Origin of the sequence: Nocardia sp. NPDC056952 (assembly GCF_042674185.1) — a bacterium.
Lineage (GTDB): Bacteria > Actinomycetota > Actinomycetes > Mycobacteriales > Mycobacteriaceae > Nocardia.
In genome coordinates this window covers 418,653-441,839 of the sequence record NZ_JBHURA010000001.1, presented here as the reverse complement: position 1 = coordinate 441,839, position 23,187 = coordinate 418,653, and the positions used below count along the sequence as shown (strand labels likewise).

Here is a 23,187-nt window from a genome sequence, read left to right as displayed (position 1 = left end):
ACGCGGTCGAGGCCGGACCTTCTCGTCGCAGCCCTGGTGCGGTGACCTAGTGTTGAGGGGTGCCCGACCAGCCCCATTCCCCGACGACCGCGACCACAGACACCGACCACCGTGCGCCGAGCGCGCAGGGTCCGTCGCCCTACTCCGAGCGCCTGTGGGTGCCGCTGTGGTGGTGGCCGGTCGGCTTCGCGATCGCTGGCCTGCTCGCGGCCGAGATCCACATGGGCGCGCCGGGTCTGCGGGCGTGGCTGCCGTACGTGTTGCTGGCGCCGGTCCCGGTCTGGATTCTGTTGTGGATGAGCAGGCATCGCCTGGATGTCACCGTGGCCGACGATGGTACGGCGGAACTGCGCGTCGACCGCGCCCACCTACCGGTGAGCTTCGTCGCGCGCGCCGCGGCCGTCGCGCCGACGGCCAAGAGTGCGGCGCTGGGCCGACAACTCGACCCCGCCGCCTATGTGCAGCACCGGGCCTGGATCGGCCCGATGGCTTTGCTGGTGCTGGACGACCCGGACGACCCCACGCCGTACTGGTTGGTCAGTACGAGAAGGCCGGACCAGGTCTTGGCCGCGCTCGGACTCCCGAGCGCGGGCTGACCCTTCCTCGCTGATCCCTACGGATCAGTCCGCGTAGCCCATGCGGGTCGATCGACCGCACGGGGCCACGCACTGCCTGCCGCTAGAGCGCGCAATCCATGCAGATGAGCTGTCCACCCTTCTCGGTGGCCAGTCGGCTGCGGTGATGCACGAGGAAACAGCTCGAGCAGGTGAACTCGTCCGCCTGCTTCGGGACCACCCGAACGCTGAGTACCTCGTCGGACAAGTCCGCGCCGGGAAGCTCGAACGATTCCGCTGTATCGGATTCGTCGATGTCCACGACGGCGGACTGCGCCTCGTTGCGGCGGGCCTTCAGCTCCTCGAGCGAATCCTCCGACACCTCGTCGGATTCGGTGCGCCGCGGTGCGTCATAGTCGGTTGCCATGTCGTCTTCCCCTCAGTCCTTACTCCGTATATCCCGGATCAGTCGATTGCCGTAACCCCGCAGGGTTCCGGCGTTCGTACCGCCCCGCCGGTGGTGCACCTCACACGTGCACCGGTCGTCTATCAGGTTCGATCGGCTAGCGATCTACTCCGACAGCGTTCGGTAAACGCAGGACATGCCCTTGTTGTTCCCGCGACCGACCACCGTTTCACCGGTAAATATTCGATCTGGGCGGCCAGACAATAGCGGACCAATGGACGAAAGTCGCAATCAAACCCGCGCCGAGCCGAAACCGACGACGAATCGTCACCTGCCGGGAAACTCGCCGAGACCTCCCCGACTCGCGCACCGCCGCGGGACTCGTAGAGTGAGCGCGTGGTTTCACTGATCACCGAAGGCAGCGCGACAGATCGCGACGGCAAACCCTTTCCGCGGCGGCGGCCCGAGCTCTGGCTCGCGCTCGTCCTCGTGCTGGCTCTGGTGAGCCTGTTCGTCTGGATCACGGCGTTCCGAACCCGTGACGACAGCAACGAACCGATGGCGTGCAACGCGCCGAGCACGCCGACGGCCACCAACGCGCCACAGCCCGCGGCGCTGGGTACCCGGGTGGGTCCGACGCGACTCGCGGAGGTCGACCCGGCGGCCCTGTCGGAGTCTCGGGTGCGGGTGTTCAACGCCAACGGCAAGAGCGGCCAGGCGGGCAACATCGGCGCGGCACTGGCCGACCTCGGCTTCGCCGGCGCGCCGGGGACACAGGTCGGTAACGATCCGGTCTATGTCAGCGGCGACCTCACCTGCACCGGTCAGATCCGGTTCGGTGTGAACGGTCGGCCCGCGGCCGCCTCGGTGCAGTTGATCGCGCCCTGCGCCGAGCTGATCGAGGATCCGCGCACCGACGACACCGTCGATCTGGTCCTCGGCCAGGCGTTCGGTGAATCGCTGCGGCCCGGCGCCGACGCCGAGGCGGTGCTCCGGTCGCTCAAGAACCTGGCCCCCGGAGCGAGCTCGTCCTCGATCGACCCGGACCTCCTCGACGCCGCACGCGAAGTCAAGTGCTGAGCGACCTAGTCCGGTAGCGCCGTCGGCGCGCCGACCCGGTCGAGCAGGTCGGTGAGGTCCCCGGCGATACCGGGGGCCGCGACGACCGTCAGTTCGCCCGCGGCGCCGCCGACGGTGACCGGGGGAACGTGCACGACCGCACCCGCTTCGGCGGCGATGAGGGCACCCGCGGCCCAGTCCCAGGCGTTGAGGCCGTGCTCGTAGTACGCCTCGAGCCTGCCCGAGGCGACATGGCACAGGTCCATGGCGGCGGCGCCGAGGCGGCGGATGTCGCGGATCCGCGGCAGGATCTCGGTGAGCAGCTGCGCCTGGCGGGCCCGGCGCGCGCTGCCATAGGCGAAGCCGGTGGCTACCAGCGCCACCGAGAGGGAATCCTCGCTACTGCAGCGCAATGCCACCCGGGTGCCGTCCGGTCGCACAGCGTGCGATCCAGCGCCCAGTGCGGCACTGTAGGTGGTGGCGGCGGCGACGTCGACCACGGCGCCCGCCACGGGCTTGCCGTCGACCACCGCGCCCACCGACACGGCGTAGCCGGGGAGCCCGTAGAGGAAGTTCACGGTGCCGTCGATCGGGTCGACGACCCAGGTGACGGCACCCGCCGCGGTGGCGCCGACATCGCCGCCGCCCTCCTCCCCCAGAATCGCGTCACCGGGCCTGCGCTCGGCGAGCAGCGCACGGATCAGCTGTTCGGATTCGGTGTCGACGATGGTGACCGGATCGGTGACGTGCCCCTTGGTGGCCACGGCGCCCGCCACGGGTCCGTCGTCGGCGAACACCTCGGGCCTGCGGGCGCGCACGTGCGCGGCGGCCGTCTCGGCGAGCTCGACGGCCAGGCGCCGCAACTGCTCGTAATCGGCGGATGTGGTGGGGGCGGTTACGGTCTCGGGCTCGGTGTATTCGGGCACCCACCCATCGCATCACATGTCGTGGCTCGTCGCGCGAGGGGTGACTACCGCTACTCTTCTCCCTGGTGTCTGCCAGGCACCTCGACCACGTCAGCAAGGGGTTGAACCATGTCCACTCGGGGGCACGCATTCGGTATCGATATCGGCGGCAGCGGGGTGAAGGGCGCCGAGGTCGATCTGGCCACCGGCCTGCTCACCCATGAGCGCATCAAGATCCCGACACCGCAGCCGTCGACGCCCGACGCCGTCGCCGGGGCGGTCGCCGAACTCGTCGCGCAGGCGGGGTGGGAGGGCCCGGTCGGTATCACCATGCCGTGCGTGGTCCTCGACGGCCACGCCAGAACCGCGGCCAACATCGACCAGGCATGGATCGGCGCCGACGCCCGCGCGTTGTTCGCGAAGGCGCTGGGCGGGCGCGAGGTCACCGTGCTCAACGACGCCGACGCGGCGGGACTGGCCGAGGACCGCTACGGCACCGCACGCGACCTCCACGGGCTGACGCTGCTGCTCACCTTCGGCACCGGCATCGGCTCCGCGCTGCTCTACAACGGCGTGCTGGTGCCCAACTCCGAGCTCGGCCATCTCAAGATCGAGGGCGTCGACGCCGAGGATCTGGCCGCGGCCTCGGTCAAGGACAACGAGGACCTCACCTACCCGGAGTGGGCGCAGCGGGTGAGTCGCGTGTTGGAACACATCGAGGATCTGTTCTGGCCGAAGGTGATCGTGGCCGGCGGCGGCATCAGCCGCGATCACGAACAGTGGATTCCGTTGCTCACCAACAGAACTCCCGTGATTCCGGCCGTATTGAAGAACACCGCGGGTATCGTCGGCGCGGCGATGGCCATCGATGCGGGCCTCGCGCCGTAGCCCGGCGCGGCCTGCCACGCAACGCCTGGGTGGCATCGTGCCATGAGTACCCTGGTTGGATCGTTACAATGGAACACGTCCGGCGGTGAGCCGGTGAAACCTTCCGGCCGCGGCCGGTCGCGAGAAGGTCGGTGAACGAGCGCCGACTTCCCCGGCCGACGCATCGCCGGTGCAACCCGACCGACCGCTCCGCCGGAAAACCACTCTGGCGTGACGCCGCACGAGACCGTCACGAAAGGGCGTACGTGGTAGCCACGAATACCCGTCAGACCGCCGACTCGGCCTCCGACGCCGATGCCGACGACGCCGTAACCCCGGCCAAGAAGGCGCCGGCTAAAAAGGCCGCTGCCAAAAAGGCGCCGGCGAAGAAGGCCGTAGCCAAGAAGGCGCCGGCGAAGAAGGCTGCCGCCAAGAAGGCTCCGGCCAAGAAAACCGCCGCGAAGAAGGCGACCTCGGGCGAGGGCGGTGAGGAGCAGCTCGACGACGAGTCGGTCGAAGTCGACGATCTCGGTGATCTCGAAGTCGCCGAAGACGAACTCGTCGGCGAGGAAGTCGTCGTCGAGGACGTCACCGAGGAGGCCGCCGAGGTCGCCGATACCGCGGAGCCGTCCGAGAAGGACAAGGCTTCCGGCGATTTCGTCTGGGACGAGGAGGAGTCCGAAGCGCTGCGTCAAGCACGCAAGGACGCCGAACTCACCGCCTCCGCCGACTCGGTGCGCGCCTACCTCAAGCAGATCGGCAAGGTCGCGCTGCTCAACGCGGAGGAGGAGGTCGAACTCGCCAAGCGAATCGAGGCCGGCCTGTTCGCCGCGGAGAAGATGCGCGAGTTCGCCGAGGCGGGCGAGAAGCTCTCGGTCACCACGCGCCGCGATTTCAACTGGATCGTGCGCGACGGCAACCGGGCCAAGAACCACCTGCTCGAGGCCAACCTGCGACTGGTCGTCTCGCTGGCCAAGCGCTACACCGGTCGCGGCATGGCGTTCCTCGATCTCATCCAGGAAGGCAACCTGGGTCTGATCCGCGCGGTCGAGAAGTTCGACTACACCAAGGGTTACAAGTTCTCGACCTACGCGACGTGGTGGATCCGTCAGGCCATCACCCGCGCCATGGCCGACCAGGCCCGCACCATCCGCATCCCGGTGCACATGGTCGAGGTCATCAACAAGCTCGGCCGCATCCAGCGCGAGCTGCTCCAGGACCTGGGCCGTGAGCCCACGCCGGAGGAACTCGCCAAGGAAATGGACATCACGCCGGAGAAGGTCCTCGAGATCCAGCAGTACGCGCGTGAACCGATCTCGCTCGACCAGACCATCGGCGACGAGGGCGACAGCCAGCTCGGTGACTTCATCGAGGATTCCGAGGCGGTCGTCGCGGTCGACGCGGTGAGCTTCACCCTGCTGCAGGATCAGCTGCAGTCGGTGCTGGAGACGTTGTCCGAGCGTGAGGCGGGCGTGGTGCGGTTGCGCTTCGGCCTCACCGACGGTCAGCCGCGCACCCTCGACGAGATCGGTCAGGTCTACGGCGTCACGCGTGAGCGCATCCGCCAGATCGAATCGAAGACGATGAGCAAGCTGCGCCACCCGAGCCGTTCGCAGGTTCTGCGCGACTACCTCGACTAGGTTCCACCCAAGAGGCCCGCACCACCGATTCGGTGGTGCGGGCCTCTTGTCGTTTCCCCCGCTACATTCCTAGCGGTCTGTTTTATCCAGTAAACCGATGGGTTAATCGTTTCGTGATCAAACCCACACTGCTGGATTGCACTGTGGAGGACACGGATTGGCGATCTTCGCCGTATCGTCACACCCAGCTTTTCGTTCTACCGCCTCAAGTCTGCGGTATCGGCATTGAGGGTTTTTCGCGCGTGCTCGACATTTATCACTTCAGCTACGGCTGGATCACCCCCGTTCTCGCCTACTTCATGTCCGTCACGGGCTGCCTGCTCGGACTGCAATGCGCGGCCCGCGGTCGCAACGCCACCGAGGGACGGGTCGGCTGGCTGATCGGCGCCGCGATCGCGATCGGCGGGACCGGGATCTGGGTCATGCATTTCATCGCGATGCTCGGCTTCACCATCCGCGGCGCCGAGATCCGCTACGACATCCCGTTGACGCTGTTCAGCGCGATCACCGCGATGGTGGTGGTCGGAATCGGGCTGTTCATGGTCAACAAGCCGCAGCCGACGCTGCGCTCACTGCTCTCCGGTGGCGTCATCACCGGCCTCGGTGTCGGGACCATGCACTACACCGGCATGTACGCGATGCGGTCCAGCGCGACCGTGCGCTACGACCCGGCGATCGTGGCCCTGTCGATGGTGATCGCGGTGGTGGCTTCGGTCGTGGCGCTGTGGTTCACGTTGCGCGTCAAGGGTTTTCTCGCCACCGTGGGTGCGGCACTGATCATGGGTGTGGCCGTGTGCGGCATGCACTACACCGGGATGGCCTCGATGCACGCGCACACCGGACATCAAACCGCGCCCGCGAGCGGCGCCGAGGCGATGCAATTGCTGGCGCCGCTGATCGGGGTGAGCAGCATCGTCACCATGCTCGTGCTGATCAGTGTGAGCCTCACCGAGATCGAGAACGAGGAAGCGCTGCCGCGCATGTGGCTCACCTCGCGGCACCGTCCCCAGCCGCGACCGGCCAAGCCCGCGCGACCGGTCGCGCAGTACACGCCGCCCACACAGCACGAGTACCGCACCGAGGAATTGAGTTACGACGGTGCGGGCGCCTGGCCACGCCGGGTCGTCGACTGATCAGGTCGTCGCGACACCCGAACGGCGCCTGACGAATTCGACCACCGGCTCGACGACCCGGGCCGCGATCGGGCCGAGGATCGCCATCAGCAGCACATAGGCCGAGGCCAGAGCGGCCAACCGCGCGTCCGCCTGGCCGTAGGCGACCGCCAATCCGGCGATGACGATGGAGAATTCGCCGCGCGCCACCAGCGCCGCGCCCGCCCGCGCCCGGCCCATCCGCCGAATTCCCTGTCTGCTCGCCGCCCACCACCCGACCGCGATCTTGGTGCCGGTGGTCACCACCGCCAGCGCGACCGCCCAGGCGAACACCGGCGGGATCGCGGTCGGGTCGATCGACAGCCCGAACGCGACGAAGAAGATCGCCGCGAACAGATCACGCAGTGGCTCCAGCAGTTTCGCGGCTTCGTGCGCGGTGGACCCCGAGATGGCGATGCCGAGCAGGAACGCGCCGACCGCGGCCGAGACATTGAGTGCCGAGGCCGCCCCGGCCACGAGCAGCGCGGCGCCGAGCAGCTGGAGCAGGAACACTTCGCGATCGGCGCTGTCGAGCACGGCCGAGACCACCCGCCCGAACCGCAGCGCCACCACGAGCACCACCGTGATGGTCGCCAGCGCGACCGCGAGGGAGATCAATCCGCTCAGCAGGCTCAATCCGGCCAGCATCATGGTCAGGATCGGCAGGTACACCGCCATCGCGAGGTCTTCGAGCACCAGGATCGACAGCACCACCGGGGTCTCGCGGTTACCGAGACGGCCCAGATCGTCGAGCACCTTGGCCACGATCCCCGACGACGAGATGTAGGTGACCCCGCCGAGCACGACGGCGCCGAGCACACCCCAGCCCATGATGAGCGCGACCGCGACCCCGGGCAGCGCGTTGGCCACCAGGTCGAGGACTCCGGCTGCCCAGGAGCGCCGCAGGCCGGTCATCAGCTCGGGGGCGGTGTACTCGAGCCCGAGCAGCAGAAGCAGCAGCACGACGCCGATCTCGCTCGCCATGTGCCCGAACTCGGCGGCGACGTCGAGCTCGATGAATCCGCCGCGACCGAACGCCAGTCCGCCGAGCAGGTACAGCGGAATCGGGGACATCCCGAAGCGGCCCGCCACTCGCCCGCAGATCCCCAGCGCGAACAAGATCACGCCGAGCTCGAGCAGAGCCAAGGCCTGCGAGGTCACGGCGGTCAGCCGTGCGCGAGAATCTTCGCGGCCGCTTCCAGGCCGTCCGGGGTACCGACGACCACGAGCAGATCACCCTCGGTGAAGGTGAAGTCCGGGCCGGGTGACGGGTGGAGCTGACCGGCGCGCATCACCGCGACGATCGAGGTCTTGGTGCGGGTGCGCATGCCGGTCTCGCCGAGCGTTCGTCCCGCGTAGGGGGATTCGTCGACGATGGCGAGCTGGCGGGTGGTGATGCCCGGCAGATCCCGATGGTCGTCGTTGAGTTTGGCGACCAGCTGCGGCGCGCCGAGCAGGTTCGCCAGCACCGACGCCTCGTCGGTGGACAGCGGCACCTGGGCGGCGATGGCGTCCGGGTCGTCGGGTTTGGACACGATCAGATCGATGTCACCGTCGCGGTGGGCGACCACCCCGACGCGGCGCCCCGACCTGACTTCGAAATCCTTACGCACTCCGATGCCCGGTAGCGCTGTGACGTCGACGTTCACACCCTCAACAGTAGCCGCGCCCGGCCCCGATTGTGGTCTACGCCACTCCCTCCCGGCGCGGTGTGGTGAACACGCCGTCGGAGCCGGGCAGATATGGCTGCGCGGCCAGCACCGCGGCGACCGGCAGCGGTGCGTAGAGGTGCGGGAACAGCATCGACGACGGGTCGCTCGGCACGCCCGGTTCCCATTTCACCGCACCGGTGAACGCTGTCGGATCCAGCCACAGCACGACCATGTCGGCGCGCCCGGCAAAGAGTCGATTGGCGGGCAGGTGGACCTGCTCCGGAGTGGACAGGTGCACGAAGCCCGCATCGGCCAGCGAAGGCGGTCTGCGTTCACCCGCGCGGCGAGCTTCCTCCCATTCTTGGGAAGAACACAGGTGAACAAGGGTGTGAGTGTCGGATGTCACGGGTAATCTCCGGGTAGACAACAGGTTCGGACGGTCAAGACCCTGTCACAACTCGATCGTGTTCGGCCCGGTTCGGTGCTCGGCTCGTCCGTAACGAGCAACACCGCAGCGAGCGACACATCGGTGAGTGTCAGGTTCGAGTGGGAGGTGGCATCAGCGCTTCGCGGGTGATCGGTGGGTGCTCGAGACCGACGACCGGCGGGTGTTCGCTTTCAGCGAAACCGCAGGTCTGTTATCGAAAACACAAAGATTCACTTCCGGGAACAAAGCCTGAACCCCGAACGTCTGACAGAGTAGTCGTACCACTGCTGGGAAGTAGCGGATGCGAGCCGCGTGGAGTGACCACGAGGCCCACACCTAGGCGAACGGCCACGCAGCGCCGGGAGCCGGGACGGAGGAGTCATGCCAGGAACACTGACCAGCACCCCACTGACCGCACTCGATCGTTGCGATCGTTGCGGGGCGGCTGCCCGAGTGCGTGCCGTGCTTCCCGCGGGTGGCGAGTTGCTCTTCTGCCAGCACCACGCGAATGAACACATGGACCGCTTGCGCGAACTCGAAGCCGTGATCAACACGGACGAAGCTCCCGCGATCTGACCACTCCTCGCGTCCGAAACAACCACATCTGACAACAGAAAACTCCCGACAGCGGGCGACCCGGACAGGGCGCCCGCTGTCGCTGTATCCGGCTATCGGGCGTCGGCGAGAATGCCGTCGACGAGGGTGGCCACGCCGTAGTCGAACGCGCCGTCCGGGTCGGCGGGCGCCTGGTAGTGCTCGCCCACGGCCGTCCCGACCCGCCCAGCGAGCGGGAATTCGCCAGCGGGCATCACCTGGGCCAGCAAGGGTCCGTTGACCTCCCACCATTGGGCGTCGCTCAGCTGCGCGGCGGCGCCCGCGGCCGCGATGGCGAGGCGGGCATTGCCGGTCGCGAAGTCGGTGAGGACCGCGATCGCGCGGTCCATGGCCAGATCGCTCAGGCCGATGCCCTCGATCGCCGCCAGCTGATGTTCGTAGCGGCGCATGCGGGCGGGGCCGAGCACCTGGCGCCACGGGGACACCTCGAGGAGCCAGGGGTGCTCGATCAGCTCGACCCTGATCCGGGTGGCGACGGTGATCATGCGTTCGCGGACCGGCAGGTCGGCCGGGATCGGGGAGTCCGCGGCGGCCACGGCGTCGACCATGAGCACGATCAGGGCGTCCTTGCTGGGGACATAGGTGTAGAGACTCATCGCGCGCAGACCGAGTTGCGTGGCGACCGCGCGGATCGTCAGCTTGTCGATGCCGTCGCGGTCGGCCAGGGTGATGCCCGCCGCCACCACATCGTCGACGGTGAGCCCGGGTTTCGGGCCACGCGCGCCCGGCTTCGACGGCAAGGAGTGCCGCCACAGCAATTCGAGGATCCGGGTGGCCTGAGCGGTCGATTCCCCGTCCTGGTCAGCGGGCACGAGCATCCTCTCCGGAGATTGTTTCGAGCGTTCGGGAACAAACTCAGTACAGTGTACGTTGTTCGGTTGTTCGTGCTGCCCGATCAGAGGAGAACGTTCTGCCCGCCATTCAGGCCACCTACCTTCCCGACCGTCACCTGTTCGCCCTGTGGACCTGGACCGGGCACGACACCGGGCCCGCGCCGACGGGGGTCGGCGATCCGGAACAGCTCACCCTCGCACTGCCGGTCGGTGAACGCGGCGCGATCGAACCCGTCGAGGTGGCGACCGCGGTGGTGACACCCGCCGAACTGGTCGACGTCACCCTCGGCGACCTCGCCCCGTCCGCGCTGGCCTGGCGCGCGTCGATGACCGACGAGCGGTCCGTCGCCTTGCCCACCGCCGCACACGCCGTCCCCGACGCGGTCGGCACCGCGATCGTGTCCGCCGAGCGGGCGGCGCGGGTGTTGCGCGAGACGCGGGCCCTCGACGGAGAGCTGGCGGGAGTTCTCGATGCCACGCTGCGGCCGTATCAGGTCCGCGGGGTGGGGTGGTTGCGCGAGACCGTGTCGGCGTTCGGCGGGGCCGTGCTGGCCGATGAGATGGGACTCGGGAAGACGGTGCAGACCATCGGGTTCCTGCAGGGCCGTTCCGACGGTCCGCAGTTGGTGGTGTGTCCGACCTCGCTGGTAGGCAACTGGGTGCACGAGATCGCACGGTTCGCGCCGGGGTTGAAGCCGGTGTCGTGGCGTGGTGGCGCGGCGCCCGCCGGGGCGGGGACGGTTCTCGTGACCGGGTATCCGACCCTGCGGCTGCACGGGGCGGCACTGACCGGTGAGCAGTGGGCCACCGTGGTGTTCGACGAGGCGCAGGCACTGAAGAATCCGCGCACCCAGGTGTCGCGGGCGGCGCGCGCGTTGACCGCCGACGCGAAGGTCGCGCTGACCGGAACGCCGGTGGAGAACCACCTCGACGAACTGTTCGCGCTGCTCAATCTCACCGTGCCGCGGCTGTTCGCGCATCGCACGCAGTTCCGGCGCCGGTTCGTGCGGCCGATCGAGGAGGGTTCGGCCTCGGCCGCGGCACGACTCAGGGACGCCGTCGAGCCGGTTGTCCTCGGACGCAAGAAGCTTCAGGTGGCGGCGTCACTGCCCGCGAAGATCCACAGCGATCTGCTGTGCGATCTCACCGCCGAGCAGGAACGGGTGTACGACGCGGTGCTCGCCGACGCCCTCGATGAAGGCTTCGGCTCCGGCCTGCAACGACAGGGACGGGTACTGGCCGCGCTCACCCACCTCAAGCAGGTGTGCAACCACCCCGGACTGGTTTCCGGCGACCTGGGCGAACTCGCGGGCCGCTCCGGCAAACTCGACCTGTGCACCGACATCGTCGCCACCAACCTCGACACCGGTGACCCCACGCTGATCTTCACCCAGTACCGCAAGACCGGCGACCTCCTGGTGCGGCACCTGGCCGAACAGTTCGGCGTCGAGACGCCGTTCTTCCACGGCGGGCTCGACGCGACCCAGCGCGGCGACCTCGTCACCCGCTTCCAGGCGCCGGACGGGCCGCCGGTGCTGATCCTGAGCCTGCGCGCGGCGGGCACCGGCCTCACCCTCACCCGCGCGGCCGATGTGATCCATTTCGATCGCTGGTGGAATCCGGCGGTGGAGGCGCAGGCCTCGGACCGGGCGCACCGGATCGGGCAGACCCGCACCGTCACCGTCACCACCCTCACCAGCGCCACCACGGTGGAGGAACACATCGCCGCGATGCACACCCGCAAGTCCGCGCTGACGGACCTGTCCGATGCGGCGGGCATCGCCGAACTGGCCCGCCTCGACGACGACGCCCTCGTCGACATCCTGCGCCGGAAGCGAGAGAACTGATGGCCGACAACGAATTCGGTTACACCCAGTGGGGTCGGGATTGGGTGCGCCTGGCCGAACCGCTGCGCCAGACGCGGCCGGAACCACTGCTGCCCCGCGCCCGCAGCATCGCGCGCAACGACGGTGTGCGCGTCGAGATCGAGGGGCGAACGGTGCGCGCGCACCTGCATCGCGGCGGTCAGGCCTCGATCGCGCACGTCGAGGTGGCACCGCTGTCGCGGGCGGCGGTGACCGCGATCGGTCAGACGATCACCGACCCGACCGTCCTCACCGACGAGATGCACCGCGCCTTGGCCGACGCGGGCCACTCCCCCGCGCCGACCCTGGTGAGCACCGATTGCTCCTGCTCGGCACGGACCTCGCGCTGCCTGCACGTGTTCGCGACGCTGTACACGATCGCGCGCAAGGTCGACGAGAATCCGCGCCTCGCACTGGAATTGCAGGGATACTTCGACGCGACCGCCGAATCCGACACGCCCACTCAGGAACAACGCTGGACTCCCCTGCACACCCTCGACCCGGTCGAATTCTTCGACATCGCCCGTTAGGCGATCGGCCGAAGAGACCTCTTGGAACGCAACGGGTTGTCCCTGAGTCCTGCTGTTCCCGGCCGACTGAGCCGGCATCCGGACGATGCACAGAGCCCGTTCGGGCTGCGCCCGCCGCTCAGGCGTTGGTGCCGCCGTCGACGGTGAGGATCGCGCCGGTGATCGATCGGCCCGAGGGACCCGCGAGGAAGGCGACCAGGTCGGCCACGTCGGCGGCAGCACCGAAACGGCCCAGCGCGTTGAACTCCCGTTGCGTAGGAGCGTGCCCGCTGTCCGCGGGGTTCATGTCGGTGTCGGTCGGTCCCGGCTGGACGAGGTTGACCGTGATGCCGCGCGGACCGAGCTCGCGCGCAAGGGCTTTGGTGAAGCCGTTGAGGGCCGACTTGCTGAGGTTGTAGAGCGACAGCCCACCGAAGAGCGCGCGTTCGGACAGGTTGGAGCCGATGGAGATGATCCGGCCGCCGTCACCGAGGTACGGGAGGGCGGCCTGGCCCGCGACGAAGGCGGCGCGGGCGTGGATGTTCAGCGCGCGGTCGATCTCGTCGAGGGTGAACTCCTCGTAGGGCTTGGCCGGGAAGATGCCCGCGTTGTTCACGAGGACGTCGAGCCCGCCCAGTTCGCGCGCGGTCTGTTCCACGGCGGCGACGACCGCCGCGGCATCGGCGCTGTCGGCCTTGATCGGCAGCGCCCGCCTGCCCAGCGCCTCGATCTCGGCGGCCACTGCCTTCGCGGCGACCTCGTCACGCTGATAGGTGAACGCCACATCGGCGCCGGCGGCGGCCAGCGCGCGGGCGATGGCCGCGCCGATCCCGCGGCTCGCGCCGGTTACCAGGGCCACGGTGTTGCTGCTCGTCATCAGGCTCGCTCCAATTGTGTAGTGGTCGATACACAAATAGAGAAGCGCATCCACAGCGCTGCCGTCAAGAGTTTCTTACCGATCGGCACAGAAATAGGCGGCGACGAACGCGGACGTCCGCGGGCGCGGTATATTTACCGATCGGCACAGAAAGGTTTCGCATGGCAGAGCGCGGGCGCCCCCGAGGCTTCGACCGTGACGTCGCGCTGCGCCGCGCGATGGAGGTGTTCTGGGAGCTCGGCTACGACGGCGCCTCGATGAGCGACCTCACCGCCGCCATGGGCATCAACTCGCCCAGCCTCTACGCCGCCTTCGGTGACAAGGAAGCCCTGTTCCGCGCCGCCGTCGAGCTCTACCGCCACACCGAGGGCTCCTACACGGCCAGGGCGCTGCGCGAGCAACCCACCGCCTACGCCGCGATCGAGGCGATGCTGCGCGACAACATCACCCACTACACCGATCCCGGTCTGCCCAACGGCTGCATGGTGGTCCTCGCCGGCGCGACCTACACCACCCGCAACGCCGCGGTGCGCGAATTCCTGGTCGAAGCCCGTCGCCACACCACGGCCGACATCCGCGCCCGCCTCGATCGCGGCGTCACCGACGGCGACCTCTCCCCCGACACCGACACGGCCTCGCTGGCCATGCTGTACAGCACTGTCCTGTACGGGTTGTCGATCCAGGCCAGAGACGGCGTCAGCCCCGGCGAACTCAGCGCCGCCGTCGACAGCGCGCTGTGCACACTCGAAGCCGTGACACGCTAGGCGCAGCCTTCGACGCCGGGCCGACGCGCCGCCGAGGTTCGGTCTCTCAGAGTCGGCGCAGGGCGGCGATGCGTTCACCCAATTGATCGACACTCGCCAATGCCGTAGGCGGACCACCACATTCGCGACGGAGTTCGCCGTGGATCACGCCGTGGGGTTTGCCGGTGCGGTGGTGGTGCATCGCGACGAGGCTGTTGAGTTCACGGCGCAGCTCGCCCAGTTTGTCCGAGGTGGCGACCCGTTCGGCGACGGCCGCGGGCTGGGGGGCGGACTCCTGCGCGGCGCTACGGTCGGCCAGCTGACGGGTCTGACGGTCGCGGAGCAGAGCACGCATCTGGTCGGCGTCGAGCAGACCGGGAATGCCGAGGTAGTCGGCTTCCTCGTCGCTGCCCGCGATGGTGGCGGTGCCGAAGGAGGATCCGTCGTAGATCACCTGGTCGAGCTCGGCGTCCGCGGCGAGGGCCACGAAGGACTTCTCGTCCTCACCGGGCTCGTCCTTGGCCTTGTTCGCGTCCATCAGGAGCTCGTCGTCGAGGCCGTCCTTCTCGCGGTGCGGCTTGCCGATGACGTGATCGCGCTGCAACTCCAGCTGCGCGGCCAGGTCGAGCAGCACCGGCACCGACGGCAGGAACACGCTCGCGGTCTCTCCCGGCTTGCGGGCACGCACGAAACGGCCGATGGCCTGCGCGAAGTACAGCGGCGTCGAGGCGCTGGTGGCGTAGACGCCGACGGCGAGGCGTGGCACGTCGACACCCTCGGACACCATGCGCACCGCGACCATCCACGGCTGGGTGCCTTTACCGAACTCACCGATGCGCTGGGAGGACTGCGGGTCGTCCGAGAGCACCACCGACGGCCGCTCGCCACAGATGTGCTCGAGCAGTTCGGCGTAGTCGCGGGCCCGTTCCTGATCGGTGGCGATCACCAGACCGCCCGCGTCGGGCATGCCCGACGCGCGCAGCTGACGCAGGCGCACGTCGGCTGCGCGCAGCACCGCCGAGATCCAGTCACCCGCCGGGTCGAGGGCCGTGCGCCAGGCCCGCGCGGTGTGTTCGGCGCTGAGCGGTTCGCCGAGGCGGGCGGTGTGTTCCTCGCCCGCGCTGTCGCGCCAGTGCGCGTCACCGGAGTAGGCCAGGAACACCACCGGTCGCACGACGCCGTCGGCGAGCGCGTCGGCATAGCCGTAGGAGTGATCGGCGCGCGAACGCGGGAAACCGCCCTCGTCGGGCTCGTAGGTGACGAACGGGATCTTCGAATCGTCACTGCGGAACGGGGTTCCGGTCAGCGCCAGTCGGCGTGTCGCGTCGCCGAACGCCTCCTCGGTCGCCTCGCCCCAGGTCTTGGCGTCGCCCGCGTGATGGATCTCGTCGAGGATCACCAGCGTGCGACGATTCTCGGTGCGCACCCGGTGCCGTGTCGGGTGGGCGGCGACCTGGGCATAGGTCACCACGACGCCGTGATAGTCGCCGGAGGTCGCGCCGGTGGAGTTGGAGAACCGCGAGTCCAGCTGGATCCCGGTGCGCGCGGCCGCGGCGGACCACTGGTGCTTGAGGTGTTCGGTCGGGGCGACGACGGTGATCTGATCCACCGTACGATCGGCCAGCAACTCCGCGGCAACACGCAGCGCGAAGGTGGTCTTACCGGCGCCGGGCGTCGCGACCGCGAGGAAGTCGCGCGGCTTGGTGGCCAGGTACTTCGTCAACGCGCGCCGCTGCCAGGCGCGCAACGAACCCGACGGGGCACCTCCCGCGGCAATCTCGCCCGGTGTCCCCGCTTGCTTCGCCGTAGCGGCGCCACCCGACCCAGTCACGCAGTCGACCCTAGCCGCCCGATGCGGCGTGTCGCCAAACCGACGCGGGGTGGGCGACAGGCATCACAACCGCGCGCGTGGTCACCGGCCATTTACCTGTTACCCGCCGACACGATGCCCGGCCCGCACCACACAGACCCCCAACGTGCGGGATGCTTGACACCGAGATGAACAACGACCAGGTCCCGGCTGCCGACGCGGCGCACCCGGCGCAGGCGCTGCCGCCCCGCGACTCGCCCGCGCGCCCTGTGGTCGGCGCGCAGGCCGCTCCGCAACGTCGCAGCGATCACGCGCCGTGGGTGCGATGGCTGGCTACGGCATGGCGACTGGTGGTCCGGGTCGCGGTCAAGTGCTGGGACAACTCGATTTTCGCCAAGTCCGCGGCGGCGGCATTCTGGCAGACCCTGTCGCTGGCACCACTGCTGCTCGGCCTCCTCGGCAGCCTCGGCTATGTGGGCGGGCTGTTCGGGCCCGACACCGTGCAGATCGTGGAGAGCAAGATCATCGCGTTCAGCCGCGAGTTCTTCAGCCCGTCGGTGGTCTCGGATCTGATCGAACCGACCGTCGACGACGTGCTCGGCCGAGGGCGCGGCGCGCTGGTGTCGGTGGGTTTCGTGCTGTCGCTGTGGGCGGGGTCCTCGGCGATGGCCACCTTCGTCGACGCCATCGTGGAGGCGCACGGACAGCAGGACGCTCGTCATCCGATCTGGCAGCGGATCTTCGCGCTGCTGCTCTACGTGCAGTTCCTGGTGGCCGCGGTGCTCATCCTGCCGGTGATCGCACTGGGTCCCACCAGGATCGGGCGGGTGCTGCCCGAGGCGTGGCGGGAGCCGGGATTGCGGCTGATCGACACGTTCTACTACCCGATCGTCGGGTTGCTGCTGATCGTCGGGCTGACCACGCTCTACAAGCTGGCCCTGCACAAATCGCTGCCGTGGCATCGGCTGTTCGGCGGCGCGCTGGTGGCCGGGGTCTTCTTCATGGCGGCCAGCGACCTGCTGCGCCGGTACCTGTCGTGGATCACCGCCACCGGGGTGAGCTACGGCGCGCTGGCCACCCCGATCGCGTTCCTGCTCTTCACGTACTTCCTCGGCTTCGCGGTGATCCTGGGCGCGGAGTTCAACGCCGCCGTTCAGGAGTTCTGGCCTGCCCGGGCCACCCGGATCGAGCAGGTCAAGGAATGGATCACCAGCCAGGTGCGCGGTGACGACGACGATGACGATGAGCACGACGAAACCGCCGGGGCCCGCTCCGAGGCACCGGCGTCACCGACCGAGCCCTCGGCTCAGTCGCCGTCCTTGCGCAAGCCCTCGTAGACCTTCTTGCAGTCCGGGCACACGGGCGAGCCGGGCTTGGCCGAACGCGTCACCGGGAAAACCTCGCCACACAGGGCGACGACCATCGTGCCCATCACGGCACTTTCGGCGATCCGGTCCTTCTTCACGTAATGGAAGAATTTGGGGGTGTCGTCGCTGGTCGTCTCGTCGGTCGTGGTTTCCGGGCGTACCAGAGTGTCTGTACTCACGCCTTCCATGATGCCGCATCCCGACCCCGGGCCGCTGACCAGCCGCGTGTGCGCTCGATGACGCCGAGTGGAAGACTCGGGGTATGCAGTCCTACGGCGATGTCCCAGGCGCCGACGAACCGAAGCCGGACCCGGAAGTGACGATGCCCCCCGAGCCCAAGTCCTCGCGTGGGTTCTTCCGGCCCGCCCCCGCCGAACACGCCGTGCTGATCACCGAGGCCGCACCCTCGCTCGACGACCAGCATCGCGCCAGGGTGCGCCGCTACACGTTCATCATGGCCTTCCGGATCCCCTGCCTGATCCTGGCCGCGATCGCCTACAGCGCGTTCGAGAACCCGCTGCTCTCGATCCTGATCATCGCCGCCTCGGTGCCGCTGCCGTGGATCGCGGTGCTGATCGCCAACGACCGCCCGCCGCGGACCAAGGACGAACCCAGCCGCTGGGACGGCCGCACGAACCAGATCGCACTGGAATCCGGACGGCACAAGACCCTGGAATAGCGGCTACGCGGCCGTTGCCGGTCTGCGGACCAGCATCGACATGACCGCGGCGATCCCGCAGAGCGCACCGGCCACGTACCAGGCGAGGTCGTAGGAGCCCTGGACGTCGCGGATGAAGCCCGCGCCGGTGGCGGCCACGGCGGCGCCGACCTGGTGGGCGGCGAAGACCCAGCCGAACGCGATCGGGCCGTCGGCGCCGAAGAGTTCGCGGCACAGCAGCACGGTCGGCGGGACGGTCGCGATCCAGTCCAGGCCGTAGAACACGATGAACACCCACATACTCGGCTCGGTGTGCGGGCCGAGCAGCGACGGCAGGATCAGTAGCGAGAGCCCGCGCAGCGAGTAGTAGCCGAGGAGCAGGTAGCGCGGATCCACGCGGTCCGAGAGCCAGCCCGAGGCGATGGTGCCCGCCACATCGAAGATCCCGACCAGTGCGAGCAGCCCGGCCGCGATGGTCGGCGGCATGCCGTGGTCGTGGGCCGCGGTGACGAAATGAGTGCCGACCAGGCCGTTCGTCGAAGCCCCACAGATCGCGAAACCGCCCGCCAGCAGCCAGAATCCGGGCCGGCGCGCGGCCGAGGCGAGCACCTTCAACGCCCGGTTGGCACCGCCCACGATCGGGACTCGCGCGCCCGCGTCCGAATCGGCCGGCGCCCCGTACGCGCGGACACCGACGTCGCTGGGATAGTCGCGCACGAACAGCCAGACCAGCGGCACCACCGACAGCGCCACTGCCGCCACGATCAACGACGGCAGCCGCCAGCCGTGCTCGGTGGCCAGCATCGACACCAGCGGCAGGAACACCAGCTGACCGGTGGCGCCCGCCGCGGTGAGCACTCCGGTGACCAGGCCACGACTCCGGACGAACCAACGACCGGTGATGGTCGCGACGAACGGCATCGACATCGACCCGACGCCGACACCCACCAGCAATCCCCACGTCGCCACCAGCTGCCACGCCTGGGTCATGAACACCGTCAGCCCGCTGCCCGCGGCGATCAGCACCAGCGCCGAACACACCACCTTGCGGATGCCGAATCGGTCCATCAGCGCGGCGGCGAACGGCGAGATCAGGCCGTAGAGCAGCATATTCAGCGAGATGGCGGTGGAGATCGTGGCGTGTGACCACCCGAATTCGGTGTGCAGCGGCTCGATGAGGACGCTGGGGACCGAGCGGAAGGCGGCCGCGCCGAGCAGGGCGACGAAGCCGACGCCCGCCACGATCCACGCGGGATGGAGTCGACGACGTTCGTCGGTGACCGATGCCGGTGCGGAAGTGAGATTGCCGGCCGGGTCGTCGCCGGTGGGCGGCGCGGGCACACGTAGATCGGTCACTCGGCCAGCGTGCCGGATCGACGCCGAGCGAGCGAGTGGCCGGTGTGACATGTTTCGTCAATATCCCGCCAACGGCGGGGTTGGCCGGGCGCGGGCGACCGGCGGCGAGCGAACTGCGCACGAAGGGCCGTGACAGCGGTGCCCGCACACCGAACCGATAAGGCTGTCGACAGCGGAGCGCGGGCCGCCTACCGTTCGGACAGGACCACCCGAGCTGCCTGACAGGACAACCGAATCCGGCCGACGGCTCCAGAGGCGTCCTCATAGTGGAAGGGAGACAGCATGATTCGCTGGACCTGGGCCTTTCTCGACCGACCCGTCGACACTTTCGCCGACTGCGCACGATTCTGGGCACGGGTCACCGACTCCACGGTCTCGGAACCGCGCGGCGAACACGATGAGTTCATCACCCTGCTGCCCGCCACCGGGCCCGCGTGGATCAAGATGCAGGCCGTCCACGACGACGGCGGCATCCACCTGGATCTCGACGTCGACGATCTCCCCGCGGCGGTAGCGACCGCGACCGGGCTCGGCGCCCAGGTGGTCGCCGAGGTGGACGGCTACACCGTGCTGGAATCGCCTGCCGGACAGACGTTCTGCCTCATTCCCTCTACCGAGCCCCCCGGTCTCGGTCCGGCGCCGATCACGGTCTCGACCGCGCCCGATGGCACAGTGACCCGCCTCGATCAGATCTGCCTCGACCTGTCCCCCACCGACATCGACGCCGATACCGCCTTCTGGCAGGCACTCACCGACTGGACGCACAAGCCCGGCCGCCGCCCGGAATTCTCGCGCCTGCGTGGCCCCGACCAGCCACTGCACTTTCTGCTCCAGCGCCTCGATGAACCCGGCCCCACCGGCGCGCACGCCGACCTGGCCTCGTCGAACATCACCGCCACCGCAGCCTGGCACGAGTCCCTCGGCGCTACCCGGGTCACCGACGCGGAACACTGGATCGTCCTGCGTGACCCCGGAAATGCGCTGTACTGCGTGACATCCAGGGACCCCTACACCGGCTGAACCGCCACACACAGCGACCTGCCGCGAACACCGTCGATGTGCCGGTCCACTCAACGGCTTTCCATCCGGCCGCGCGAGGAACAAGCCGCCACAGCTACCGCGGTATTCAGCCGAGCCCGGGGTCTGCGCACGCGGCGACGCGCAGTGGCAGCTGGTCGTTCTCAGTGCTCGTGGCCCTGGCAGAGTAGGCGGGTGCCTACGAACCCGACGATGACCGACTGCCTGCTCACCGCGCTGTGCCCGGACCTGCGCACCGCGCTGATCCGGGTCGGCTACGACGCCGACACCCTCGTCGAGGCGTTGGGGCCCGATGTGCATGCGGCACTGAGCCGTTCGGAGCCGGTGCCGGTGCGGCGGGCGGCGCGCGCGGCGGGCGACCTCGGCACGCTGGTGCGGTTGCTGCTGCTCGGCGACGTCCTGCCGGAGCGCGACGTCGCGACCGCGTTGGCGCCGGTGCGCATCGACGCGGCGGTGGCGGCGGGTCTGCTCGCGCGCGACGGGGACCAGGTGCGGGCCGCGCTGGATCTGCGGCCGCTCGATGTCGGCGCGGGTACCCGGTGGATCCTGTCCGATCTCGACGATTCGATGCGGCGGCGCACGCTCACCGAGGATCACGTCCTCGGCGTCGGGCACGCGTCGCTGTCGTTGCTGCGCGCCACACCCACCGAACCCGTCGGCACCGTGCTGGATCTGGGCACCGGCTGCGGTGTGCAGGCCGTGCACGCGGCGGGTTACGCGGGCCGGGTCACCGCCACCGATGTCAACGCGCGGGCCCTGTGGCTGGCGCAGGCCACGGCCGCGCTCAACGAACTCGATATCGAACTGCTCGAGGGGTCCTGGTTCGAGCCGGTGGCCGGGCGACGCTTCGACCAGGTCGTGGCCAATCCGCCGTTCGTGGTCGGTCCGGCACGCATCGAGCACACCTATCGCGACTCCGGGCTCGCCCTGGACGGGGCCAGCGAGCTGGTCATCGGGCAGGCGCCCGAGCTACTGGCCCCCGGCGGCACGGCGGCCATGCTCGCCGCCTGGGTGCACGTGGACGGCGAGGACTGGCGTCAACGCGTGTCGAGCTGGTTGCCCGCCCACGGCGTCGACGCGTGGGTCGTGCAGCGCGACGTCGCCGATCCGGGCCTCTACGTCGGCACCTGGCTGCGCGACGCGGGCCTGGACCCGCGTGATCCGGCCGCCCAGGAACAGGCGGCGCGGTGGCTCGACGCCTTCGAGGCCGCCGACGTCGAAGGCGTCGGGTTCGGTTTCGTCTATCTGCGCGCGATCGACGGCCCCACCGAACTCCTCGCCGAGGACCTCACCCACGGTTTCGACGACCCGCTAGGCACCGAGGTGGCCGGGTATTTCGCGCGGTCGGCATGGTTGCGCGCGGTGGCCGCCGACGAAAATCTCGCGTGGGCATCCCGTTTCGCGCCGAGCCCGGCGACCGCGCTGGAGCGGGTGTATCTGCCCGGCGAGTTCGGCTGGACCGAGCAGGTGGCCCGGCTTCATCGCGGCGACGGACCACGCTGGCAGCACGAGGTCGACGAGTCGACGGTCGCGCTGGTCGCGGGAATGCGGCCCGACGGGCTGCCGTTGTACGAACTGATCGAACTACTCGCCCTCGCCGACGGAGCGGAGCAGGTCACGCCGGAATTCGCCGCCCAGGCCCTCGGTGTGGTCGCCGGACTCGTCCGGCACGGACTGGTGCGGCCCGTCTGAACCGCCCCGCGGTGGCAGCGAGTTCCGACCAGGACCCTCTTCTCAGGAACTTCTCAGCCGTTGGGGTGGGAACCAGCAGCTCAGAGCGGTTTATCGACCGCGGGATCGGGAACTTTCTCTAAGTCGGGTCCGTTGATCGGAGTGAGACACCACCGACAGGAGGCAAGTCATGACAAGCCCCGCCACCACTCGTTTGCGCCCCAGCGAGGCCGATATCGACGCCCAGAGCCCCGCAGCCGATCTGGTACGCGTGTACCTCAACGGAATCGGACGCACGGCACTGCTCACGGCGGCCGACGAGGTCGAATTGGCCAAGCGCATCGAGGCGGGCCTGTATGCCCAGAACCTGCTGTCAACCAGTAAGCGGTTGACGGCGGCTCGCAAGCGCGACCTGGCGATTCTGGTTCGCGAGGGCTCTGCCGCCCGCTCGCACCTGCTCGAGGCCAACCTGCGTCTGGTCGTATCCCTGGCCAAGCGCTACACGGGCCGCGGCATGCCGCTGCTGGACCTGATCCAGGAGGGCAACCTCGGGCTGATCCGCGCGATGGAGAAGTTCGATTACGCCAAGGGCTTCAAGTTCTCCACCTACGCCACCTGGTGGATCCGTCAGGCCATCACCCGCGGCATGGCCGATCAGAGCCGCACCATCCGGCTGCCCGTGCACCTGGTCGAACAGGTGAACAAGCTCGCCAGGATCAAGCGTGAACTGCATCAGCAGCTGGGCCGCGAGGCCACCGACGCCGAGCTGGCCAACGAGTCGGGCATCCCGGTGGAGAAGATCGCCGATCTGCTCGACCACAGCCGCGACCCGGTGAGCCTGGACATGCCCGTCGGCAACGACGAGGAGGCTCCCCTGGGCGACTTCATCGAGGACTCCGAGGCCACCTCCGCCGAGAGCGCCGTCATCGCCGGCCTGCTGCACCACGACGTGCGCAGCGTCCTGGCCACCCTCGACGAGCGCGAACAGCAGGTCATCCGCCTGCGCTTCGGTCTCGACGACGGCCAGCCGCGCACCCTGGACCAGATCGGCAAGCTCTTCGGCCTGTCTCGCGAGCGGGTCCGCCAGATCGAGCGCGAGGTCATGTCCAAGCTGCGCAAGGGCGACCGCGCCGACCGCTTGCGCGCCTACGCCAGCTGATCCGAGAACTCGACAGCCCTGCGGG

The 23,187-nt window shown here is 68.9% G+C and carries 24 protein-coding genes; 14 read left to right on the top strand and 10 right to left on the bottom strand.

The window, feature by feature from the left end; translation table 11 throughout:
* The first annotated feature begins 59 nt into the window (after positions 1-59).
* Entirely contained in the window at positions 60-596 is a 537-nt protein-coding gene (locus ACFTS5_RS01925) for a DUF3093 domain-containing protein (RefSeq protein WP_378626690.1), read from the top strand.
* 82 nt (positions 597-678) lie between these two features.
* On the opposite strand, the gene ACFTS5_RS01920 is transcribed toward ACFTS5_RS01925, so the two are convergent.
* Positions 679-981 carry a DUF4193 domain-containing protein gene (locus ACFTS5_RS01920; RefSeq protein WP_056811237.1) on the bottom strand — a complete coding sequence of 101 codons (303 nt, stop codon included), beginning with the start codon at positions 979-981 and terminating at the stop codon, positions 679-681.
* Positions 982-1,356: 375 nt separating this feature from the next.
* Here ACFTS5_RS01920 and cei point away from each other — a divergent pair, with 375 nt between their 5' ends.
* Complete coding sequence (gene cei, locus ACFTS5_RS01915; RefSeq protein ID WP_378626688.1) at positions 1,357-2,040, top strand: envelope integrity protein Cei; 684 nt, start codon at positions 1,357-1,359, stop codon at positions 2,038-2,040.
* A gap of 5 nt (positions 2,041-2,045) precedes the next feature.
* On the opposite strand, the gene ACFTS5_RS01910 is transcribed toward cei, so the two are convergent.
* Positions 2,046-2,945: an inositol monophosphatase family protein gene (locus tag ACFTS5_RS01910; RefSeq protein WP_378626687.1), complete on the bottom strand. Its 900-nt coding sequence runs from the start codon at positions 2,943-2,945 to the stop codon at positions 2,046-2,048.
* Between the two features lie 108 nt (positions 2,946-3,053).
* Here ACFTS5_RS01910 and ppgK point away from each other — a divergent pair, with 108 nt between their 5' ends.
* The 3 genes from ppgK to ACFTS5_RS01895 all read left to right on the top strand — a co-directional run bounded on the left by ppgK (position 3,054) and on the right by ACFTS5_RS01895 (position 6,564).
* Positions 3,054-3,812, top strand: a complete 759-nt coding sequence (ppgK, locus tag ACFTS5_RS01905) for a polyphosphate--glucose phosphotransferase (protein WP_378626686.1) — start codon at positions 3,054-3,056, stop codon at positions 3,810-3,812.
* A gap of 245 nt (positions 3,813-4,057) precedes the next feature.
* The gene (locus ACFTS5_RS01900) at positions 4,058-5,431 is read left to right on the top strand and encodes an RNA polymerase sigma factor (RefSeq protein WP_378626684.1); all 1,374 of its coding nucleotides are present in this window, start codon (positions 4,058-4,060) and stop codon (positions 5,429-5,431) included.
* 242 nt (positions 5,432-5,673) lie between these two features.
* Entirely contained in the window at positions 5,674-6,564 is an 891-nt protein-coding gene (locus ACFTS5_RS01895; RefSeq protein ID WP_378626683.1) for an MHYT domain-containing protein, read from the top strand.
* On the opposite strand, the gene ACFTS5_RS01890 is transcribed toward ACFTS5_RS01895, so the two are convergent.
* The 3 genes from ACFTS5_RS01890 to ACFTS5_RS01880 are packed head-to-tail and all read right to left on the bottom strand — an operon-like array spanning position 6,565 to position 8,640.
* A complete protein-coding gene (locus ACFTS5_RS01890; protein ID WP_378626682.1) occupies positions 6,565-7,743 on the bottom strand; it encodes a cation:proton antiporter in 1,179 nt (392 codons plus the stop codon).
* A 5-nt stretch (positions 7,744-7,748) separates the two neighbouring features.
* Positions 7,749-8,231, bottom strand: coding sequence for a cation:proton antiporter regulatory subunit (locus ACFTS5_RS01885; protein WP_358113423.1), 483 nt, complete (start codon positions 8,229-8,231; stop codon positions 7,749-7,751).
* Positions 8,232-8,268: 37 nt separating this feature from the next.
* Entirely contained in the window at positions 8,269-8,640 is a 372-nt protein-coding gene (locus ACFTS5_RS01880; protein ID WP_378626680.1) for a DUF952 domain-containing protein, read from the bottom strand.
* Positions 8,641-9,042: 402 nt separating this feature from the next.
* On the opposite strand from ACFTS5_RS01880, the gene ACFTS5_RS01875 reads away from it, so the two are divergent.
* Positions 9,043-9,237 (top strand): hypothetical protein, encoded by a 195-nt coding sequence (locus ACFTS5_RS01875; RefSeq protein WP_056811260.1) that lies wholly within the window; start codon positions 9,043-9,045, stop codon positions 9,235-9,237.
* A gap of 92 nt (positions 9,238-9,329) precedes the next feature.
* Here the strand turns inward: ACFTS5_RS01875 and ACFTS5_RS01870 are convergent, their stop codons facing one another.
* Complete coding sequence (locus tag ACFTS5_RS01870; RefSeq protein ID WP_378626678.1) at positions 9,330-10,088, bottom strand: TetR/AcrR family transcriptional regulator; 759 nt, start codon at positions 10,086-10,088, stop codon at positions 9,330-9,332.
* A gap of 272 nt (positions 10,089-10,360) precedes the next feature.
* On the opposite strand from ACFTS5_RS01870, the gene ACFTS5_RS01865 reads away from it, so the two are divergent.
* Together ACFTS5_RS01865 and ACFTS5_RS01860 are read left to right on the top strand one after the other, a co-directional pair.
* Complete coding sequence (locus ACFTS5_RS01865; RefSeq protein WP_378626677.1) at positions 10,361-11,956, top strand: DEAD/DEAH box helicase; 1,596 nt, start codon at positions 10,361-10,363, stop codon at positions 11,954-11,956.
* Entirely contained in the window at positions 11,956-12,504 is a 549-nt protein-coding gene (locus tag ACFTS5_RS01860; RefSeq protein ID WP_378626675.1) for a hypothetical protein, read from the top strand. The genes ACFTS5_RS01865 and ACFTS5_RS01860 overlap by 1 nt, the downstream gene beginning before the upstream one ends.
* A gap of 118 nt (positions 12,505-12,622) precedes the next feature.
* On the opposite strand, the gene ACFTS5_RS01855 is transcribed toward ACFTS5_RS01860, so the two are convergent.
* Complete coding sequence (locus ACFTS5_RS01855) at positions 12,623-13,360, bottom strand: SDR family NAD(P)-dependent oxidoreductase (RefSeq protein WP_378626673.1); 738 nt, start codon at positions 13,358-13,360, stop codon at positions 12,623-12,625.
* A gap of 161 nt (positions 13,361-13,521) precedes the next feature.
* Here ACFTS5_RS01855 and ACFTS5_RS01850 point away from each other — a divergent pair, with 161 nt between their 5' ends.
* Positions 13,522-14,124, top strand: a complete 603-nt coding sequence (locus tag ACFTS5_RS01850; RefSeq protein WP_378626671.1) for a TetR/AcrR family transcriptional regulator — start codon at positions 13,522-13,524, stop codon at positions 14,122-14,124.
* Positions 14,125-14,170: 46 nt separating this feature from the next.
* Here ACFTS5_RS01850 and ACFTS5_RS01845 read toward each other — a convergent pair whose 3' ends face one another.
* Positions 14,171-15,880: a DEAD/DEAH box helicase gene (locus ACFTS5_RS01845; RefSeq protein ID WP_378628281.1), complete on the bottom strand. Its 1,710-nt coding sequence runs from the start codon at positions 15,878-15,880 to the stop codon at positions 14,171-14,173.
* Positions 15,881-16,086: 206 nt separating this feature from the next.
* On the opposite strand from ACFTS5_RS01845, the gene ACFTS5_RS01840 reads away from it, so the two are divergent.
* The gene (locus ACFTS5_RS01840; RefSeq protein ID WP_378626669.1) at positions 16,087-17,250 is read left to right on the top strand and encodes a YihY/virulence factor BrkB family protein; all 1,164 of its coding nucleotides are present in this window, start codon (positions 16,087-16,089) and stop codon (positions 17,248-17,250) included.
* Here ACFTS5_RS01840 and ACFTS5_RS01835 read toward each other — a convergent pair.
* Positions 17,220-17,459, bottom strand: a complete 240-nt coding sequence (locus tag ACFTS5_RS01835) for a DUF3039 domain-containing protein (protein ID WP_056815556.1) — start codon at positions 17,457-17,459, stop codon at positions 17,220-17,222. The genes ACFTS5_RS01840 and ACFTS5_RS01835 overlap by 31 nt on opposite strands.
* A gap of 143 nt (positions 17,460-17,602) precedes the next feature.
* On the opposite strand from ACFTS5_RS01835, the gene ACFTS5_RS01830 reads away from it, so the two are divergent.
* Entirely contained in the window at positions 17,603-17,959 is a 357-nt protein-coding gene (locus ACFTS5_RS01830; protein ID WP_378628280.1) for a DUF3099 domain-containing protein, read from the top strand.
* Between the two features lie 3 nt (positions 17,960-17,962).
* On the opposite strand, the gene ACFTS5_RS01825 is transcribed toward ACFTS5_RS01830, so the two are convergent.
* Positions 17,963-19,294, bottom strand: a complete 1,332-nt coding sequence (locus ACFTS5_RS01825; RefSeq protein ID WP_378626667.1) for an MFS transporter — start codon at positions 19,292-19,294, stop codon at positions 17,963-17,965.
* Positions 19,295-19,576: 282 nt separating this feature from the next.
* Here ACFTS5_RS01825 and ACFTS5_RS01820 point away from each other — a divergent pair, with 282 nt between their 5' ends.
* The 3 genes from ACFTS5_RS01820 to ACFTS5_RS01810 all read left to right on the top strand — a co-directional run bounded on the left by ACFTS5_RS01820 (position 19,577) and on the right by ACFTS5_RS01810 (position 23,162).
* Positions 19,577-20,314 (top strand): VOC family protein, encoded by a 738-nt coding sequence (locus ACFTS5_RS01820; RefSeq protein WP_378626665.1) that lies wholly within the window; start codon positions 19,577-19,579, stop codon positions 20,312-20,314.
* A 210-nt stretch (positions 20,315-20,524) separates the two neighbouring features.
* Positions 20,525-22,024: a methyltransferase gene (locus ACFTS5_RS01815; RefSeq protein WP_378628278.1), complete on the top strand. Its 1,500-nt coding sequence runs from the start codon at positions 20,525-20,527 to the stop codon at positions 22,022-22,024.
* A gap of 169 nt (positions 22,025-22,193) precedes the next feature.
* Positions 22,194-23,162, top strand: coding sequence for a sigma-70 family RNA polymerase sigma factor (locus ACFTS5_RS01810; RefSeq protein WP_378626663.1), 969 nt, complete (start codon positions 22,194-22,196; stop codon positions 23,160-23,162).
* Positions 23,163-23,187 lie beyond the last annotated feature (25 nt).